This window comes from Shewanella olleyana, from assembly GCF_023283825.1.
GTDB lineage: Bacteria > Pseudomonadota > Gammaproteobacteria > Enterobacterales > Shewanellaceae > Shewanella > Shewanella olleyana.
On the sequence record NZ_JAKILD010000005.1, the window covers coordinates 23817 to 42715 of the forward strand.

19 protein-coding genes are annotated in these 18899 nt (G+C 43.1%); 6 read left to right on the forward strand and 13 right to left on the reverse strand.

Annotated elements, in window-relative coordinates; translation table 11 throughout:
- Positions 1-45: 45 nt before the first annotated feature.
- From cyoE to L2735_RS04930, 4 genes are read right to left on the reverse strand one after another with little or no spacing between them, the layout of a single operon-like run.
- Positions 46-990, reverse strand: a complete 945-nt coding sequence (gene cyoE / locus L2735_RS04915; protein ID WP_248983649.1) for a heme o synthase — start codon at positions 988-990, stop codon at positions 46-48.
- A gap of 14 nt (positions 991-1004) precedes the next feature.
- Positions 1005-1985: a COX15/CtaA family protein gene (locus L2735_RS04920; RefSeq protein ID WP_248983650.1), complete on the reverse strand. Its 981-nt coding sequence runs from the start codon at positions 1983-1985 to the stop codon at positions 1005-1007.
- On the reverse strand, positions 1985-2539 hold the full coding sequence (locus tag L2735_RS04925; RefSeq protein WP_248983651.1) for a hypothetical protein: 555 nt from the start codon (positions 2537-2539) through the stop codon (positions 1985-1987). The genes L2735_RS04920 and L2735_RS04925 overlap by 1 nt, the downstream gene beginning before the upstream one ends.
- Before the next feature lie 40 nt (positions 2540-2579).
- Positions 2580-3434, reverse strand: a complete 855-nt coding sequence (locus tag L2735_RS04930) for an SURF1 family protein (RefSeq protein ID WP_248983652.1) — start codon at positions 3432-3434, stop codon at positions 2580-2582.
- On the opposite strand from L2735_RS04930, the gene L2735_RS04935 reads away from it, so the two are divergent.
- Complete coding sequence (locus tag L2735_RS04935) at positions 3433-3651, forward strand: DUF2909 family protein (RefSeq protein ID WP_248983653.1); 219 nt, start codon at positions 3433-3435, stop codon at positions 3649-3651. The two genes, L2735_RS04930 and L2735_RS04935, sit on opposite strands and share 2 nt — an antisense overlap.
- 5 nt (positions 3652-3656) lie before the next feature.
- On the opposite strand, the gene L2735_RS04940 is transcribed toward L2735_RS04935, so the two are convergent.
- The 6 genes from L2735_RS04940 to lexA form a co-directional block, all read right to left on the reverse strand.
- On the reverse strand, positions 3657-4532 hold the full coding sequence (locus tag L2735_RS04940; RefSeq protein WP_248983654.1) for a cytochrome c oxidase subunit 3: 876 nt from the start codon (positions 4530-4532) through the stop codon (positions 3657-3659).
- A complete protein-coding gene (locus tag L2735_RS04945) occupies positions 4529-5092 on the reverse strand; it encodes a cytochrome c oxidase assembly protein (RefSeq protein WP_248983655.1) in 564 nt (187 codons plus the stop codon). Before L2735_RS04945 ends, L2735_RS04940 begins: the two co-directional genes overlap by 4 nt.
- Position 5093: 1 nt before the next feature.
- On the reverse strand, positions 5094-6716 hold the full coding sequence (gene ctaD / locus L2735_RS04950) for a cytochrome c oxidase subunit I (RefSeq protein ID WP_248983656.1): 1623 nt from the start codon (positions 6714-6716) through the stop codon (positions 5094-5096).
- 9 nt (positions 6717-6725) lie between these two features.
- The gene (gene coxB / locus L2735_RS04955) at positions 6726-8303 is read right to left on the reverse strand and encodes a cytochrome c oxidase subunit II (RefSeq protein ID WP_248983657.1); all 1578 of its coding nucleotides are present in this window, start codon (positions 8301-8303) and stop codon (positions 6726-6728) included.
- Between the two features lie 438 nt (positions 8304-8741).
- Positions 8742-9248, reverse strand: coding sequence for a cell division inhibitor SulA (locus L2735_RS04960; protein WP_248983658.1), 507 nt, complete (start codon positions 9246-9248; stop codon positions 8742-8744).
- On the reverse strand, positions 9245-9862 hold the full coding sequence (gene lexA, locus L2735_RS04965; protein ID WP_248983659.1) for a transcriptional repressor LexA: 618 nt from the start codon (positions 9860-9862) through the stop codon (positions 9245-9247). The genes L2735_RS04960 and lexA overlap by 4 nt, the downstream gene beginning before the upstream one ends.
- Before the next feature lie 418 nt (positions 9863-10280).
- On the opposite strand from lexA, the gene plsB reads away from it, so the two are divergent.
- The gene (gene plsB / locus L2735_RS04970) at positions 10281-12701 is read left to right on the forward strand and encodes a glycerol-3-phosphate 1-O-acyltransferase PlsB (protein WP_248983660.1); all 2421 of its coding nucleotides are present in this window, start codon (positions 10281-10283) and stop codon (positions 12699-12701) included.
- Between the two features lie 11 nt (positions 12702-12712).
- Complete coding sequence (gene mtr / locus L2735_RS04975) at positions 12713-13957, forward strand: tryptophan permease (RefSeq protein WP_248983661.1); 1245 nt, start codon at positions 12713-12715, stop codon at positions 13955-13957.
- Between the two features lie 30 nt (positions 13958-13987).
- Here the strand turns inward: mtr and L2735_RS04980 are convergent, their stop codons facing one another.
- From L2735_RS04980 to rsmD, 3 genes are read right to left on the reverse strand one after another with little or no spacing between them, the layout of a single operon-like run.
- Complete coding sequence (locus L2735_RS04980; RefSeq protein WP_248983662.1) at positions 13988-14293, reverse strand: helix-turn-helix domain-containing protein; 306 nt, start codon at positions 14291-14293, stop codon at positions 13988-13990.
- Between the two features lie 25 nt (positions 14294-14318).
- Positions 14319-14606: a DUF1145 domain-containing protein gene (locus L2735_RS04985; RefSeq protein ID WP_248983663.1), complete on the reverse strand. Its 288-nt coding sequence runs from the start codon at positions 14604-14606 to the stop codon at positions 14319-14321.
- 9 nt (positions 14607-14615) lie between these two features.
- Entirely contained in the window at positions 14616-15197 is a 582-nt protein-coding gene (rsmD, locus tag L2735_RS04990; RefSeq protein WP_248983664.1) for a 16S rRNA (guanine(966)-N(2))-methyltransferase RsmD, read from the reverse strand.
- A 178-nt stretch (positions 15198-15375) separates the two neighbouring features.
- Between rsmD and ftsY the strand changes: the two genes are divergently transcribed.
- From ftsY to ftsX, 3 genes are read left to right on the forward strand one after another with little or no spacing between them, the layout of a single operon-like run.
- Entirely contained in the window at positions 15376-17172 is a 1797-nt protein-coding gene (ftsY, locus tag L2735_RS04995) for a signal recognition particle-docking protein FtsY (RefSeq protein ID WP_248983665.1), read from the forward strand.
- Between the two features lie 6 nt (positions 17173-17178).
- On the forward strand, positions 17179-17871 hold the full coding sequence (gene ftsE / locus L2735_RS05000; RefSeq protein ID WP_153916778.1) for a cell division ATP-binding protein FtsE: 693 nt from the start codon (positions 17179-17181) through the stop codon (positions 17869-17871).
- On the forward strand, positions 17871-18836 hold the full coding sequence (ftsX, locus tag L2735_RS05005; protein ID WP_248983666.1) for a permease-like cell division protein FtsX: 966 nt from the start codon (positions 17871-17873) through the stop codon (positions 18834-18836). The genes ftsE and ftsX overlap by 1 nt, the downstream gene beginning before the upstream one ends.
- Positions 18837-18899 lie beyond the last annotated feature (63 nt).

Genomic DNA, 18899 nt, shown 5'->3' on the forward strand with positions numbered 1-18899 from the left:
TAATTAGCCCTTTATTGCTGAGAATTTGCGGCATGATTTTTTTCATTAATTAACCCAAAGGTAGTGGTCGACAAGTAACACCAAAAACAAAATCATTAAGTGGTAGATAGAGAACTTGAATACATCCATCGCCAGACCGGGTTTGTCATGGAATTTAAGCTGCCATGCTTTATAAATAAAGCCGCAACTTAACATGGTTGAACCCACTAAATATACAGGGCCGCACATGCCAACAAGTACTGGCAAAATACAGGCAACAGCTAACAAGAAGGTGTAAAGCAAAATACAGGTTTTGGTAAATTCAACGCCGTGGGTTACTGGCAGCATTGGGATATCAACCTTGGCATATTCTTTTTTACGATGAATCGCTAATGCCCAAAAATGTGGCGGCGTCCACGCGAAAATAATAATAACCAATAACAGCGCATTACCATGAAACTCATTGGTCACTGCTGTCCAGCCCAGTAGTGGCGGCATGGCGCCTGCTAAGCCACCAATGACGATATTTTGCGGCGTCGCACGTTTTAAATAAGCTGTGTATACCACGGCATAACCTATCAAGCTGGCAAAGGTGAGCCAAGCGGTGAGTGGATTCACTAAAGCGTACAAAATAACAAAGCCAGCTAAGCCTAATGTAGTGGCAAAAGTGACAGCTTTAACCGCTGATAATTTGCCTTTAGGCAGTGGGCGGTTATAAGTACGTGCCATTAGGCCATCAATGCGGCGGTCGATTAAATGGTTATAGGCTGCAGCAGAACCAGCCATCATGCCAATACCTACCATACCAAAAACAAGGGGTTGCAGCGGCACGGCGCCTGGGAGTGCCAAGCACATGCCAACCAGCACGGTAAGTAGCATCAGGGCGACCACTTTAGGTTTAGTCATTTCAAAGTAAGCGCGCCATTGCAACGAGTCGACTTTGGCTGTGCTGCTTTGGGCTGCGTTAGCCGTTTTAGTCGCGCTTACGGGTAAAGATAGTGATTTAGCCATAATAGAATCCTTGCTTATGCTTTACGCCACAGCGCATAGTTAATGAAGATAACGGTTAACAACAGTAACGCTGCGCCGCCGTTGTGTGAGACTGCAATACCTAAAGGCAAGTGCATTACAATATTGCTAATGCCTAAACCCACTTGTAACACCACAAGGGCAAATAAAACCCATGCACTTTGTCGCATGATTGATGATTGTGCTTTGAGTAATTTAAACGCTAGCCAACATAAACTGATGGCGGTAATCACGCCCCAAACTCGATGAGTGACATGTATGGTCATTCGCGCAGGGTACTCAAGTACGCCATATTCAAAGCTGGGATGATCGCCTTGAAATGGCGAGAAGGCTTTAGCAAACTGCAAGTTTTCCATCCAGTTGCCTTCACATATTGGCAAGGTGGTACAAGCGAGCGCCGCGTAGTTTGATGATGTCCAGCCACCTAACATGATCTGAATTACTAACACCACCAAACTCACCATCGCCAATGGGCCGAGTTTTCTGGCGTAGTGGTCGCCACCGGGGATCCGTAAGGGTTTGGTGCGCAGATAAAGTAACAACAGCAAAGCGAATAAACTAAAGCCGCCAATCAAATGCCCCATCACCACAATGGGCATCAGTTTCATGGTGACTGTCCACATGCCTAATGCCGCTTGAAATAAGATCAGTGCGGAAATGAAGATCGGCAGCTTTTTCGGTGCATCAGCACGTTTTAAGCAGATAATTAAAATGGTTAATACCAGCAGACCCAATGTGCCAGCGATGTATCGATGGATCATTTCTAGCCAAGCTTTTTCAGGCTCGACAGTGAGTTCAGGAAAGTTGGTTTCTACTTTAGCCAAGTCGGCTGCATCACTAGGTACACCAATATGACCATAACAACCCGGCCAGTCAGGACAACCTAAACCAGCATCTGATAAGCGGGTGTAAGCCCCCATCAAAATAACGGCAAAGGTAAATACCAAGGTGAATTTGAGGAGGTTTTTTATATCCATTAACCGACCCTCGACAACTTCAATAACTTACGCAAGTCGGCAATCATTGATTTGCCTTGAGCCATATTCTCTTGCTCGCCGATGATGCCAGGATATTCCATCACTAGGCTGCCAAGCGGGTCGACAATAATCATTTGCTGCTCTGTCATCATTGCAATGATGGCTTGGCTCGCATTGGCGGTTTCAAATGGCACTTGGAGCTTTTCAAGGATTGCAGTATCGCTATCAGGTTGCAGCATGATAATAGGGCTGACGCGATCTTGATGTTTACCTAAAGCCACGTGACTTTGATGCAGCACGTATAAACGTTGCTGGCATTGTTCTAGGCAGTCTTTAGGTAATAGATATAACAGCTGCCAAGATTGTGGATGCGGGTTTTCCATGGATAAGCTTTGATAGCTCACCTCTGGCGGAATGAGTTGGCCTTTATTGGTTGCTGCGCCATTGTATAAGTCCATGCTTAATACCAGCTTGGCGACGGCCACTGGTAAGATAAATACCAGTATTAGGGCAAACAATGCCTTGTTGTTTTTAGGTTTTACTGGGGAGTTCATACTTGCTCCTCTTGTTACGGCTTAATTTATTAGTTTGGTTTTATTGGTCTTCACTTGTCTTGCTAGTTGTCTTGCTAGTTGTCTTGCTAGTTGTCTTGCTATTAGTGCCACGAGTTGCACTTTCAGGTGTCGCTTTTAATAAGTATTTCCATCCAATCCATAGCATCAGTGATAAAAATACCGCCGCCATAGTGAACCATTGCAGCGCGTAGCCTTGGTGCTTTTGGGCTGATAATGGAATCGGTGTCCAAGGCTTAGGTAATGCAAGGTTAGGAATTGAATCTGGCTGCAGTACTACTGGTGCCAGTGGGTGGCCTATTTTCTCAGCTAAGGCCGCTAAATTGAGGTTTTGAAAACGCATCACATTGCCGTCTTCTGCATGGAGCTGGTGGCTTAAAGGATTAATCTGTTTTTGATAAACACGACCTGTCAGATCAATGGCTGACAATGGTACTGGGGTAATATCAGGTAAAATTCGACGATCGATATTGGCTGCAACAAAGCCTAATTCAACCATTAGCCAAGGCTGTTTTTGGAAATTAGAATCTGAGTCTTGCAAATCAGAATCTGAAATTTGAAATACTTGGTAGGCTAAATAGCCCACTCGACCTTCAAATACTTGGTTATCGAGTAGTAATATTTGCTGGTTAACCGGAGTCCCGTTGACGTTTAAACGGTAACCACTGAGTCTTTCATCAGCATCAAAAGCAAGTAATTCATCAAAACTTAATTCACTCGCTGCTTGTCTGGCTGACAAGGTCGCTTGCCACGCGTTTTTTTGTTCAGCTCTATCAAGTTGCCAAACGCCTAACTTGACCAAAATACAAAACACACTCACAGTAACAAGCAGCAATAACCCAGTAGATAGTCGCCAGACTCGCAAAGGAGAGCCCATGGATACCTTAGTTATTTTCAAGCTTGTATTAGTACTGCTGCTTGTATTCATATTATTTAATCTAGCTAGAGCCTTGTTTATTATGGTTAAAGCTGAAAATAAACAACCAATGAGTCAGTATTTAGGACGCCGAGTTATCTTTTCTGCTTTGGTGATGATGCTGTTATTACTGGCCTTAGGATTAGGTTGGGTAACCCCTAATCCAAGGCCTTATTAGTTTGTTTAAATGACGTAGACAAAAATAAACAAACAGAGCCAAACTACATCGACAAAATGCCAATACCAACTGCCTGATTGGAAGGCAAAATGGCTTTCTGGGGTGAAATGACCTTTGAGTACCCTACAGAACAGAATAATCAGGAACACCGTCCCCAGTGTGACGTGCATGCCATGGAAACCTGTGAGCAAAAAGAAGGTATTTCCGTAGATGCCAGATGAAAGCGTTAGCCCCATTTCTTGGTAAGCGTGAACATATTCTTCAACCTGCAAAAATAAGAACCCGATACCCAATAAAATGGTTAAGCCTAACCAGACTTTTAATGCGCTACGTTTAGACTTTTCTAGTGACACATGGGCAAAGTGCAGGGTGACCGAAGAAGCCAAAAGGATAAGGGTGTTATAAAGCGGTAATCCTGTCCAAGGCATAGCTTCTGTGGTGGTGCCATCAGGGGTTTTAACTAATGGCCACATGGCTTCAAACGTTGGCCACAAAACTTCATGGGTCATGGCATTATTCGAGCTACCACCCAACCATGGAATAGCCACCATTCTGGCGTAGAATAAAGCCCCAAAAAATGCCCCGAAGAACATAATTTCAGAGAAAATAAACCAGCTCATACCTTGGCGAAATGAACGGTCCATTTGGGCTGAATATAAGCCTGACATTGATTCATCAATGACATTTTTAAACCAGCCAAATAGCATAAAGATAATGACTGCAATACCAGCCACTAGGATGTAACCACCTGAAGTATCTTCAGTGGCTAACTGTTGAACGTAAGAACCTGCGCCAAAAGCAATGAGGAATAATCCTATAGCGCCGGTAATGGGCCAAACGCTTTGCGCTGGCACGTAATAGTTTTCATGTTTAGTTGTCATCTTGCTGCTCCTTGCTCTATGGCCGCAGTTTGTTTGTCTGTGATGTCATAGAGGGTATAAGAGAGAGTCAAAGTTTTAATGGAATCTGGTAAGTCTGGATCCACATAAAAGATTAATGGCAGTTCAGCATCAGCCTTTGCAGCTAGGGGTTGTTGATTGAAACAGAAACACTCGGTTTTATTGAAATACGCTGCACCTTGACCAGGCGATACCGAGGGTATTGCTTGGCCGACAAGGGGTTTAGCAGAAAGGTTTTTTGCTAAAAATGCAGTGCGGGTCAGTTCGCCTGGGTGAACTTTAATACTGTTCACCTTAGGGCCAAACTCCCATGGCATGCTGCCTTGTACTTGGGCGATAAATTCAATAGTAATGGTGCGATCTTTATCAACGACCACCGCTTCATAACTGCTCGCGGTGCCTTGGGGTTTTCCGTTAATCCCCAAGGTGTCACACAGCACGTCATAAAGCGGTACCAGTGCAAAACCAAAGCCGAACATACCAATAGAGCCCAGTACGAGACCTATGAGTAATTTACGGTTTGATTTTGTTGGCTGGCTCATATCACTTTACCTCTGGTGGTGTAGTGAATGAGTGATAAGGTGCTGGACTTGCGATGGTCCATTCTAGACCTTCAGCGCCTTCCCAAGGTTTATCTGCTGCTTTCTCGCCGCCTCTAATACACTTAATCACAACAGCTAAGAAGATAAGTTGCGATAAACCAAATGCAAACCCACCAATAGAGACGATTTGGTTAACATCAGCAAATTGAATTGCATAATCAGGAATACGACGCGGCATGCCCGCAAGTCCTAAGAAGTGCATTGGGAAAAACAACACATTGACTGAAATGGTGCTACACCAGAAATGCCAGCGACCTAAGGTTTCGCTATACATATGGCCCGTCCATTTAGGCAGCCAATAATAAGCAGCAGCCATAATGGAATACACTGCACCGGTCACTAACACGTAATGGAAGTGGGCAACCACGAAGTAAGTATCATGGTATTGGAAATCTGCAGGCGTAATTGCCAGCATCAGACCCGAGAACCCACCAATAGTGAACAAGATGATAAAGGCGACAGCAAATAACATCGGCGTTTCAAAGGTGATTGAACCACGCCACATCGTCGCGACCCAGTTAAACACTTTTACCCCTGTGGGCACCGCAATCAACATGGTGCAATACATGAAGAATAGCTCGGCGAATACCGGCATACCCGTAGTAAACATGTGATGCGCCCATACCAAGAACGACAGAATCGCAATACTTGAGGTGGCGTAAACCATGGATGAGTAACCGAATAGCTTTTTGCGGCTAAAGGTTGGCACAATCGCTGAGATAATACCGAAGGAGGGTAAAATCATAATGTAAACTTCAGGGTGACCGAAGAACCAGAAAATATGCTGGAACATCACAGGATCGCCACCACCTGCAGCATCGAAGAAGCTAGTACCGAAGTATTTATCGGTTAATACCATGGTGACCGCACCTGCGAGTACGGGCATCACGGCAATCAATAAGAATGCAGTAATTAACCAAGTCCAAACGAACAGTGGCAACTTCATCCATGTCATACCCGGTGCGCGCATATTCACAATAGTCACGACCACGTTAATCGCGCCCATAATGGAGCTTATTCCCATAATGTGTACTGAGAAGACGAATAATGCCGTGGTATCAGGACTATAAGTCGTTGATAGTGGCGCGTAGAAGGTCCAACCAAAGTTCGGTCCGCCGCCTTCCATAAATAGTGAGCTTAATAGAATGGCAAACGCGAATGGCAGAATCCAAAAACTCCAGTTATTCATCCGAGGCAGTGCCATATCTGGCGCACCAATCATCATTGGAATAAGCCAGTTAGCTAAACCCGTAAAGGCAGGCATAACGGCACCAAATACCATGATCAGTCCGTGAACTGTGGTCATTTGGTTGAAAAAGTTTGGATCAACTAATTGCAATCCTGGCTGGAACAATTCGGCGCGGATAACCATCGCCATTGCACCGCCAGTGAGAAACATGATGAAACTAAACCATAAATATAATGAGCCAATGTCTTTATGGTTAGTGGTTAAAATCCAGCGCATGATGCCTTTCGGCGCGCCATGATGGTGATCATCATGGCCATGGTCATCGTGAGAATGACCATCATGAGCTTCGGTTGTATCTTGTGTAATAGTGCTCATTTTAATCCCTTACTTTCCATGACCATCAACGTCAGAAGCCTGTACAGCATCTCCAGAATCATTACCCCAAGCGTTTCGCTCATAGGTAATTACTGCTGCGAGTTGTTGCGGTGTGAGTAGAGAGCCAAATGCCTGCATTGCTGTACCCGCTTTGCCATTGACGACAACTTCAATATGCCCTTCAACAGGTCCTGTAATGGCTGGGCTACCGATTAATGAAGGGAAAGCACCAGGTAATCCTGTGCCTGCAGCTTGGTGACATGCGGCGCAATTACTCATGTAGACTTGCTCACCCATGGTCATTAAGTCTTCCATGGCTAAATCATCTAGTACGACTTCAGCTTTTGCTTCTTCTACCACTTCGGTTACCGCTTCAGTTGCAGCTTGCTCTACTTGCTCTACTTGCTCAGCGGTTGCAGGTAAGGTCACTGGTGTAGCACTGTCACTAGCAGGGCTAGTTTCAGCTGTTGAACCGCCGCCATTAATATCAGCTGCTTGCACTACATCGCCAGAGTTATTACCCCAAGCATTTCGCTCGTAGGTCACAACAGCAGCAATTTCAGCAGCAGTAAGCTGTTTAGCAAATGCTTGCATCGCAGTGCCAGGTTTACCATTAACCACAATATCAACATGATCACTTACTGGGCCTTTAATCAGTGGACTACCAATAAGTGATGGGAATACACCGGGAAGACCAGCACCGTTTGGTTGGTGACATGCGGCGCAAACGCCCATATAGACTTGCTCACCTTGAGCCATTAACTCGTCATAGGTGAGTGTTTGCGAAAGTGAGGCCTCAGCTGCAGCTTTGGCGTCGACGGCTAACTGCTTTTGGTCAAGTAACCATTGCTCATAATCGGCTTCAGAAACCGCTTCAACCACGATTGGCATAAAGCCGTGATCTTTTCCGCACAACTCAGCACATTGGCCGCGATAGGTGCCGACTTTATCGATTTTTGTCCAGGCTTCGTTAATGAAACCAGGGTTAGCATCTTTTTTAACCGCAAATGCAGGTACCCACCAAGAGTGAATAACATCATCACTGGTCATCAAGAATCGAACTTTACGATTAATAGGTAAAACGAGCGGCTTATCGACTTCCAGTAAGTAAGTTTCAGTCTTTTCAGCAGAACCTTGGATTTGCTCTGCAGGGGTTGAGAGTAAACTGAAGAATTCGACGTCTTCGTTGAAATAGCTGTAATGCCATTTCCACTGAGAGCCGGTAACCTTAATGGTTAAATCTGCATCGCTAGGATCTTCCATAGCAATCAGAGTTTTAGTGGCAGGAATTGCCATACCAATAAGGATGATAAATGGCAGGACAGTCCATGCAATTTCAACCTTGGTACTGTCATGAAAGTCAGCAGGCACAGCGCCTTTTGATTTTCTGTGATAGATCATTGAGTAAATCATGATCCCAAAGACCACAACACCAATCGCACAACAGATATATAGAATAATCATATGGAGGTCATAAACCTTACCACTGATTTCTGTCACACCTTGTGTCATGTTAAGCGGCATTTCAGCCGCAGTAAGCGGTACTGCAACCAGCAGCCCCATTAATCCATACAACAATCGCTTCACAAGACCACTCCTCTGCCAATTGCGATTTGCAATTACAAGGAAAAGTCACACAGTAATACTCTGCTCTATGCAAACTTTTCTATTCCCGAAAAAGTTTGATCACTTCAAAGTACACGGTGGCAGCGAGTATCAATACTCGATTATTTTATTGGGTTATGGTGGCCACACTTGTACCTAATACTGAACTTTTCAATTCTTAAATTGACGCTTTTTATTCAAGGCTTTCTATACCGCATGGTACCAGCACAATCTTTACAGCGTTTTGTAGCTTTTTATCATTTTACTAACTCAAGAGTGACAGCAAATTGTTACCCTCTTGTTAACTACATTACTTGGAGATTAAATATTGATCAAGATCACTTTATCATCTAATTTGCTGAAAAAAGGCGCAAAAAAAGCCCTTCACACTCGTGAAGGGCTTTTCTAAGAGAGACTGGCTTAATGAAAAGCTGACAAATTTAATCTTGTTGGCGCTGCCGGAGCATTGTCACTCATGTGTTGATCATGTAAGTGAGTATTTACATCTTCAATGATAACGCCTTGCGCAAGAGCGCTTTTGGCAACCAACTGAATACGGCGATTATCGCGGGCATCAAGTGGTGTTGTCCAAGTAATAACGGCACTGGATGTACCACTTGTTAATGCTTTTTCCATTGCCCACAGTGTTTCAACTTCATCTTTGGTATGAACAAGTAATACTCGATCCATACGGACATTGGCGTTAGCCAGTATTTGCTTATAGCCAATATGAGGTGGATTAATCAACACAATCCAACGACCTTGCTGACTTAATACGGCTAATTGACCACAAAGCTGAGTGAGTTCAGTTAAGCCTTGGTTGGCACTTTGTTTGGTTTCAATACCTTGTTTAACTGGCGCCGTTGCTGATGCCATATCCATCCATAAACCTGGATGACGTGGTGCATTACCTAATAATGTGTTCATAACCAACCTCCATTACGAATAACGCCAACAGCAAGTCCTTCAATTGTCAGACTCTGGCAAGTTAAATCTACTTTAATCGGTGAATACTGTTCATTTTCTGCGTGGAGATAAACAAGATTACCTTTCTTTTCAAAACGTTTTACGGTGACATCATCATCAACACGAGCAACAACGACTTGGCCATTTTTAGCTTGCTGCATTTTATGCACAGCCAGTAAGTCACCTTCAATAATGCCAATGTCTTTCATACTGTCGCCACGAACGCGTAATAAGAAATTAGCATTAGGTTTGAACATTTCAGGATCTACTTGAAAGTATTGCTCAACATGTTCCATTGCGAGGATAGGTTCACCCGCTGCAACTTGACCAATTAGAGGTAAGCCTTCTTCAACTTCCTCTTCTTCCTGCACCATGCGGATACCGCGTGAAGTGCCAGGGATGATTTCGATGCAACCTTTTTTCGCAAGTGCTTTTAAATGCTCTTCTGCGGCATTGGCACTTTTAAAGCCTAATCTAGCGGCAATTTCGGCACGAGTGGGTGGCATACCTGTCTCGGCAATATTACATTTAATTAGTTCTAGAATTTCAGCTTGTCGTGGCGTTAAAGGTCTCATGTTGATTCCTGTTTTTTTATACAGTGACTGTCATTATATACAGTATTTAAGGGCGCGCAAGTATTAACCAATGAAATTCTGACAATAAGCCAGTAATGGTTTGCTGATTTAATATCAATCTTATTTTATATCATTTATAAACAGAGACTTATTAGGTTGCTGTAATTACAATTTTTCTTTTTTGGAAACTTCATTTGATGTGATTAAACAGTGGTTTTCTATCGATACAGTATATTTATACAGTACTGTTGATGATTTATGATAAGCATAAAAGCGCAACTTAATTGCTTATCTATTGAGGGGGCTGGAGGGGGGACATTGCTGCTCAATTGTTAACTACATTACAGCAGGATAGTGAATCCCATCTAGATTCTGGTATCCTATGCGCAATAAATCGTTGTTGATAATGCGAATACTCATGCTAAAACCAGACTCTATCATTGCTAAATCGTTGCGTTGGATCCAGAAACTCATGGTACACAGTGTTGTTGTGCCTGAAGATCCGTTCGCTGACTTAAACTTAGACCGTGACAAGCCAGTGGTCTATGTCATGAAGACTGAGTCGCTAAGTGATATCGCGGCGCTAAATGAAATTACCGCAAAGTATGATCTCCCTAGTCCCTATGAACGACTGGATATTGATGGATTAAATACACCAAGAATTGTGTGTGTTGAAGGTCGCAAACCTCTGTTTGGTAAACGCCATAGCGGTGAGAAATTCGTTGCAAACTTTACTAAACTGCTCGACTTACACCAAAAGAATAAAGAGTTAGATATTCAATTGGTGCCAGTTAGCCTTTATTGGGGACGTATTCCTGGTAAAGAAGATGACACTATGACCGCAGCGGTTTTTGAACGTGAAAACCCGACTTGGCTGCGTAAGTGGTTAATGATTTTATTTCTAGGTCGTCATAACTTTATTCAATTCTCTAACGCGATGTCTCTGCGTTATATGGCAGATGAGCACGGCACTGATGTCAGTATTGCCCATAAACTTATTCGTGTTGCGCGAGTTCATTTCAGACGTCAGCGCAAAGTAATGACTGGGCCGCAGTTGCCGAATCGTCAGGCTATGTTTAACTCGCTGCTAAAATCTGAATCTATTACTAAAGCGATTCAAGAAGAAGCGGCAAATAAAAAGATATCTGAAGAAAAAGCCCGTGAAAAAGCCATTGAGTACCTTGATGAAATTGCCGCTGATTATTCAGATAACCTTATCCGCATCGCTGAGCGCTTTTTAACTTGGCTCTGGAACAAGCTATACAGTGGCATCAGTATTAAAAGTGCTGAGCAAGTTCGAAAGCTGCACCATGACGGTCATGAAATTGTTTATGTGCCATGTCATCGAAGCCACATGGATTACTTATTATTATCTTATATCCTCTACTATCAAGGTATGGTTCCACCGCACATTGCAGCAGGAATTAACTTAAACTTCTGGCCTGCTGGGCCGATGTTCCGCCGTGGTGGTGCTTTCTTTATTCGTCGTAGTTTTAACGGTAATAAACTTTATACTGCTGTGTTCCGCGAATATTTAGATCAGTTATTTGCTAAAGGCTATTCAGTTGAGTACTTCACTGAAGGCGGTCGTTCTCGTACGGGTCGTTTACTAGCGCCGAAAACAGGTATGTTAGCCATGACTGTGAACAGCGTACTTCGAGGTATTGAGCGTCCTGTGACCTTAGTACCTGTTTACTTAGGCTACGATCACGTAATGGAAGTATCGACTTATCACAAAGAGTTAAGTGGTAAGAAAAAACAGAAAGAATCTGTTTGGCAGGTATTTGGTGCACTGCGTAAATTAGGTAACTTTGGCCAAGGTTATGTGAACTTTGGTGAACCGATTAACGTGCAGCAATTCTTAACCCAACAAGCGCCAGATTGGCGTGAGGAAATTGCTCAAGATCCTGAGCAAAAACCTACTTGGTTAACACCTGCAGTAAACACGTTAGCTAATAAAGTGATGACCAATATCAACAGTGCTGCTGCGGCGAGTTCTGTTACTTTAACCAGTATGGTGTTATTGGCTTCTGAGCAAAATGCATTAGAGCGAAGTGAGCTTGAAAGACAATTAGATTTATACCTCAAGCTGTTAAAAGAAGTGCCATATACAGGTTACACCTCAGTAGCTGAAGGTAATCCAACTGAAGTGGTTGATCAGTGTTTATCGCTGAAAAAGTTTACTTCTACGTCGGATAAGTTGGGCGAAATTATTGCCATTGAAGAACACGCTGTGATCGCGATGAGCTATTACCGCAATAACATCATTCATTTAATGGCTGTACCTTCATTAATCGCGAGTTGCTTAGTCCAGTATGAAGAACATAGCCGTGAACGCATTCACAGCATAGTTAATGATTTTTACCCATTACTCAAAGCTGAGTTATTCATGGGTATTGAAGATTTACCGGCTTATGTCGACCATGTTTTAAACTTATTCGTGGAACAAGGTTTGATCAGCGGCAGTGATGAGTTTGAAGTCAATCAAGGTAATATTACCCAGTTAATGCTATTGTCTGAAACTGTCAGTGAGACATTACAACGTTACGCGATTATCTTTAATTTACTGGCTTACAAACCGGATATTGAACGTTCAGATCTAGAAAGCGCGAGCCACACGTTAGCTCAGCGTTTAGGTGCTTTACACGGAATTACTGCGCCAGAGTTTTATGATAAAAAACTCTACAATAATTTGAGTGTAAAATTAAAAGAATTAGGGCACTTGTCGGGTAGTGACAATCAATTTGCTGTCATCCGAATCCGCGATCATGCCAATGGCATGTTGCGATTATCTGTTCGTAAAACCATAGTCGACAGTGTGACTATGGAACATGGGTAACGAATAACTTTATGAGTTCAACACAAACGCAGCCACAAACTAAATCTTTGTTAGGCGGCGCAATGATTATTGCCGGAACCACAGTGGGTGCCGGTATGTTTTCCCTTCCAGTTGTTAGTGCTGGCATGTGGTTTGGCTATTCTATTGCCATGCTGGTCGGTATTTGGTTTTGTATGTTGGTTTCAGGCTTAATGCTGCTTGAAACCAATCTACATTTTAAACCAGGGGACAGTTTTGATACGTTAACTAAAGTCACTTTAGGTCAGTTCTGGCGTATTGTTAATGGTCTATCAATTACCTTCGTATTATATATTCTGACTTACGCATACATTAGTGGCGGTGGATCCATTGTGAATCACACCTTGTCAGGTATGGGGATCCATTTACCGCAAAGTATTGCCGGCTTAGTGTTCGCCCTTGTACTGGCTGGTATTGTGATGATCAGTACCAAGGTCGTTGACCGTATTACCACGATTATGCTGGGCGGTATGATCATTACCTTCTTCCTCGCGGTAGGTAATTTACTGATTGATGTTGATAGCGTTAAGTTATTAGTACCAGATGGTGAAGCGAGTTTCGCTCCTTATATTTTAGCCGCGATTCCTTTTGGTTTAACCAGTTTTGGTTACCATGGCAATGTGCCAAGTTTAGTGAAGTATTATGGCAAGCAGCCTAGCTTAATTATTAAAGCCATCTGTATTGGTACTTTTATCGCGTTAGTGATTTATAGCTGCTGGTTAGTGGCGACTATGGGTAATATTCCTCGCAGTCAGTTCAACGATATTATTGCTCAAGGCGGTAATATGGGCGTATTGGTTGGTGCTTTGTCTGATGTGATGTCTAATGCATGGCTGAATACTATGCTGACTCTATTTGCCAATTTAGCAGTAGCATCATCATTCTTAGGGGTCACCTTAGGCTTGTTTGATTACCTAGCAGATTTATTCGGTTTTGATGAATCAGTTAATGGGCGTATAAAAACTGCGACAGTGACTTTTATTCCGCCTACGGTATTAGGATTATTGTTCCCTAATGGTTTCTTAATCGCGATTGGTTTTGCGGCATTAGCAGCCACTATTTGGGCGGCAATTGTACCTGCCATGATGGCCTATAAATCGCGTAAAATGTTCCCTGATGAGAACAGCTTCAGAGTACCAGGTGGCACCCCATTAGTGGTGGTGGTTATTCTATTCGGTGTGTTAACTGCTGCTTGTCATTTACTCGCAATGGCAGATTTACTACCAGTTTATAAATAGTAAATCGCGAAACCTGTTTATGAAAGCCCTCTATTGAGGGCTTTTTTGATGAATTTTTTCAATGTATTGAGTGGGTGTTTGGCGGTGAAAGCGCTGGAAGCTTTTATTAAAACTGCGCACACTTGCATAACCTAGCAAATTCGAAATCTCTGCAACTGGCTTACCTTCAATCATATATTTAATCGCTAGATTACCTAAAATGTAGCGCATTAATTCAGTGAAACTAAGGCCATTACGCTGCAATCGTCTTTGTAATTGCTGCTTTGAAAATCCACATAATTCTGCCAACGAATCTAAAGTGGGTAAACCATAAAAACGAATGTGAGGCTTATACACTGAATTTTATAAGTTGTCTGATTAATTATTTACCTTCAGTTTTAGGTAAGTCGATAACTTTCTGACGATATTCAAGCAGCCCAAATACACCAGTGAAATAGACTTTAATGAAATCCACAAACTTAAGCTTCAGTAGCGTGCTGAACATGGTATGGAAAATCAGCAATTGGAAAAAGTGCATAAAAGCAGTAATCAGCAACAGAATGTTGAGAATAATGCTCACTTGCCCCTCAAATGGCATGAACAGGTTATAAAACATCACGAACCAAGTAAGCAGAGTAAAGCTTTTACCTGCCAGAATAAAAAATTTCATCGTTAACCTTTAATCGATTTGATATTGGAATAAACGGTAGGTGACTTGCCCCGCCGATTTTTGTTTAAGTTCAACCCAAGTGCTCGGGACTTCGAGATGAGCTAGGTCGGATTCCGTTTCGACATAAATTTGTGCATTTTCGTTCAACCATTGTTTTTCATTCAGCAATGCAATGGTTTTATTGGCGAGATCTTTTCGAAAAGGAGGGTCGACGAATACGATATCAAACCCTTTATCTTTATTGCCATTTCCTAGCAGCGCTAAACTATCACCATTAACAACATCGGCAGTTTCGCATTTTAATGTCTGTAAATTTTGTTGTAACTGTTTAGCTGCACTGGCTTGCAGTTCAAAAATACGAGCGTAAGTTGCATAGCGAGATAATGCTTCTAGGCTGAGGGCGCCACTTCCTGCAAAGCAATCCAATACTCTTGCACCACTGATATCGCCTGCTAACCAATTGAATAAGGTTTCACGTACACGATCTGTGGTTGGACGAAGACCTTCAAGATCATGAATAGGAAGTTTTCGTGAACGCCATTGTCCTGAAATTATCCTGACTTGGCCGCTGGCGGACTTATTTTTGGACATTTTGCCCTCGTGATTTTGCCTGAACAAAGAAAGTGGTAGACTATGCAACCAATTAGAATACTCGATATTTTATACCAAACTGATGCGTAAAGGTGAGCAATCCTTGTGACATTATAGGTAATAGGTTATCGAGAATATTTTTCCGAATTTTTTAGCTCAATAAGCACTGGTAGTAGACATGGCAAAGAAAGGTTTTTTTTCGTGGTTTCGTAAAGACAAAACCAAAGAACAAGAGAACGTTACAACCGAGAACGCACAAGAGCAAATCGATACTACAAGTGTAGAACAAACCTCTGAGCAAGCGACTGTTGAGCAACAAGTTGCCGACCATTCTTCTCAAGAACAAGCCTTAGCAGAAAAAGCCGCAGCTGATAAAGCTGAAGCAGATCGCTTAGAGTCAGAGCGCTTGGATGCTGAAAGACTTGAAACCGAACGTCTTGCTGCAGAACAAAAAGCAGCAGAAGAACATGCTGAAGCAGAGCGTTTAGCTGAGCAACAGCGTGTTGAAGAGCAAAGCCGTCTTGAAAAAGAAAGAATTGAAGCAGAAAGACTAGAAATAGAAAGACTAGAAATAGAAAGGCTCGAAGCAGAAAAGCTTGAAGCGGAAAGACTGGAAGCTGAGAGACTGGAAGCTGAGAGACTGGAAGCTGAGAGACTGGAAGCTGAGAGACTGGAAGCTGAGCGCGTCGAGTTAGCCCGTTTAGAAGCAGAGCGCATCGAGATTGAGCGTCTAGAAGCTGAACGCTTAGCGGCAGAAAAAGCGGAAGCGCAAAGAATAGAGGCTGAACGTCTTGCTGCCGAGCAAAAAGCCATTGAGCAAGCAGCTCAAGAAAAAGCAGCTCAAGAAAAAATTGAAGCAGATAGATTAGCTGAGCAACAACGTGTTGCTGAACAAACTCGCTTGGCAGAAGAGCAGTTAGCACAAGAAGAAGCTGATCGTATTGAAACTGATCGTATTGAGGCTGAACGTTTAGAAGCACAGCGCCTTGAAGATGAAGCAGCTCAAACTGAAGAAACAGAACCAGAGCCTCAAGCTAAACCCGTAAAAGAAGGTCTTTTTGCCCGTCTTAAACGTGGCCTTAAGCGCACCAGTGAAAACATTGGTAGTGGCTTTATGGGGATTTTCAGCGGCAAGAAAATCGATGACGATTTATTTGAAGAGCTAGAAGAACAACTATTAATTGCAGATGTTGGCGTTGAAACTACCACTCGTTTGATTGATAGTTTGACGGACAGTGCATCACGTAAGCAGCTTAAAGATGCTGAAGCATTATATGATTTGATGCGTGATGAAATGCAAACCATCCTAGACCCTGTTGCGATTCCTTTAGTGCCAGAAAATACCGATGGTCCATTCGTTATTTTAATGGTCGGTGTAAATGGTGTGGGTAAAACCACCACCATTGGTAAATTAGCAAAACAGTATCAAAAACAAGGCAAATCTGTCATGTTAGCTGCGGGTGATACCTTCCGTGCGGCAGCCGTTGAGCAATTACAAGTATGGGGACAGCGCAATGAAATCCCTGTGGTCGCACAGCATACTGGTGCAGATAGTGCCTCGGTACTATTTGATGCGCTGCAAGCGGCGAAAGCACGTAATGTTGATGTATTAATTGCTGATACAGCAGGGCGTTTGCAAAACAAAAGTCACTTGATGGAAGAGCTTAAGAAAGTGGTTCGCGTCATGAAGAAACTAGACCCGAATGCACCCCATGAAGTGATGCTAACTTTGGACGCAAGCACAGGCCAGAATGCCATTAGCCAAGCTCAACTTTTCCAAGAAGCAGTAGGCGTTACAGGTATCACGATTAGTAAGTTAGATGGCACGGCAAAAGGCGGGGTGATTTTCGCCATTGCAGATAAGTTTAATATCCCTATTCGCCACATTGGTGTGGGTGAGCAGATTGATGACTTACGTACCTTTAATTCAAACGATTTTATCGAAGCATTATTTAGTCAGGATAAGGCAGAATAGTCACATATGATCCATTTTGAGCAAGTCAGTAAGATATATCCGGGTGGCCAAAAAGCACTCTCAGAAGTTAATTTTCATCTCCAACAAGGTGAAATGGCCTTTTTAACCGGACATTCTGGCGCAGGTAAAAGTACCTTGCTCAAATTGATCACCGTGATTGAGCGCGCGAGTGCGGGTAAAGTCTCTATTAACGGCCATGATATTGCCAAACTCGGCAAAAAACATGTGCCGTACCTTCGCCGTAATATCGGCATGATTTTTCAAAACCATCACTTATTAATGGATAAGAGCGTATTCGATAATGTCGCGCTGCCATTGGTGATTGAAGGTTTTTCTCACGGTGAAATTCGTAAACGTGTTGCTGGCGCATTAGATATGGTTGGCCTTTATGGCAAAGAACGTCATTTACCCGTGATGCTATCGGGTGGTGAACAGCAACGTGTTGGCATCGCTCGCGCGATTGTGAATAAACCTCCTTTACTGCTTGCCGATGAACCAACAGGTAACTTAGACCCTAAGTTATCGATGGATATCCTACGTTTATTTGAAACCTTTCATGATGCTGGTACCAGTGTGCTTATCGCGACCCATGACTTGGGGTTAATTGCGCGAATGAAATACCGCACGTTAACTTTACGCCAAGGCAAAATGCTTGGTGGTGATGAAATCTATTCAGCTGAAAGTCAGGGGCAGATTTAATGACCAATAAAGTTAAAATTACTGCCAGCAAACTGCCTTTTACTGGACGCTTGGTGATGTTTTTTGTTCGCCACGTACAGCAAGCGATGGCGAGCATCGGTGAGCTGTGGCGTAACCCAGTGTCTTCAGTGATGACCATGGCCGTTCTTGGCGTCAGCTTGAGTTTGCCGGCTGCGCTGCAAGTACTGGTTAAAAATGCTGAGAATATTACCCAGTCTTGGGATAACGCAGCCGAGATTTCTTTATTCATTAATGAAGGCCGCAGTGAGCAATCAATACAAAGTTTGATTTCACGGATTAATGTTTACGCCGAAGTGGATGTGGTGCATTACATCAATCGGGATCAAGCCCTAGAAGAATTCCAACGTCTTTCAGGTTTTGGTGAAGCACTATCTTATTTAGACAGCAACCCTTTACCAGCAGTGGTTGTAGTAACGCCTTTAGAGCGTCATTCAAGCCCAGAAGGTGCGAGACAATTACTTGAAAAGCTTGAGCGTGAACCAGAAGTGAGTTTTGGTCGTTTAGATATTGAATGGCTAGAACGGCTGCAAGCCATGGTGAGACTCATTGAGCGCACGGTACTGGCGATTGCTGCGTTATTAGTATTAGCTGTGGTACTAGTCATTGGTAATACGATTCGATTAGCGATTATGAATCGCCGCACCGAAATCGAAGTCATGAAATTAGTCGGTGCAACTGAAGCCTTTATTCAAAGGCCCTTCCTTTACACAGGCATATGGTATGGGGTGATTGGCGGCGTGCTCGCTTGGATCATCATTAACCTTCTTGTCTGGTATCTCGACTCAGCTCTAGCTGAACTGCTTGGTTTATATGGCAGCCAACTGCAAATTCAGGCATTAAGTTTTGCTGAGTTAGTTAAGTTGGTATTACTGGCGTCATTTTTAGGCTGGTTAGGCTCTTATTTGTCGGTGAGACAGCATCTACGCGCAATTGAACCTTCTTAATATTACTGTCGTACTGTGTCTGTAGAATACGTTGGTAAGATTATTTTGGGCTAAAAATGAACA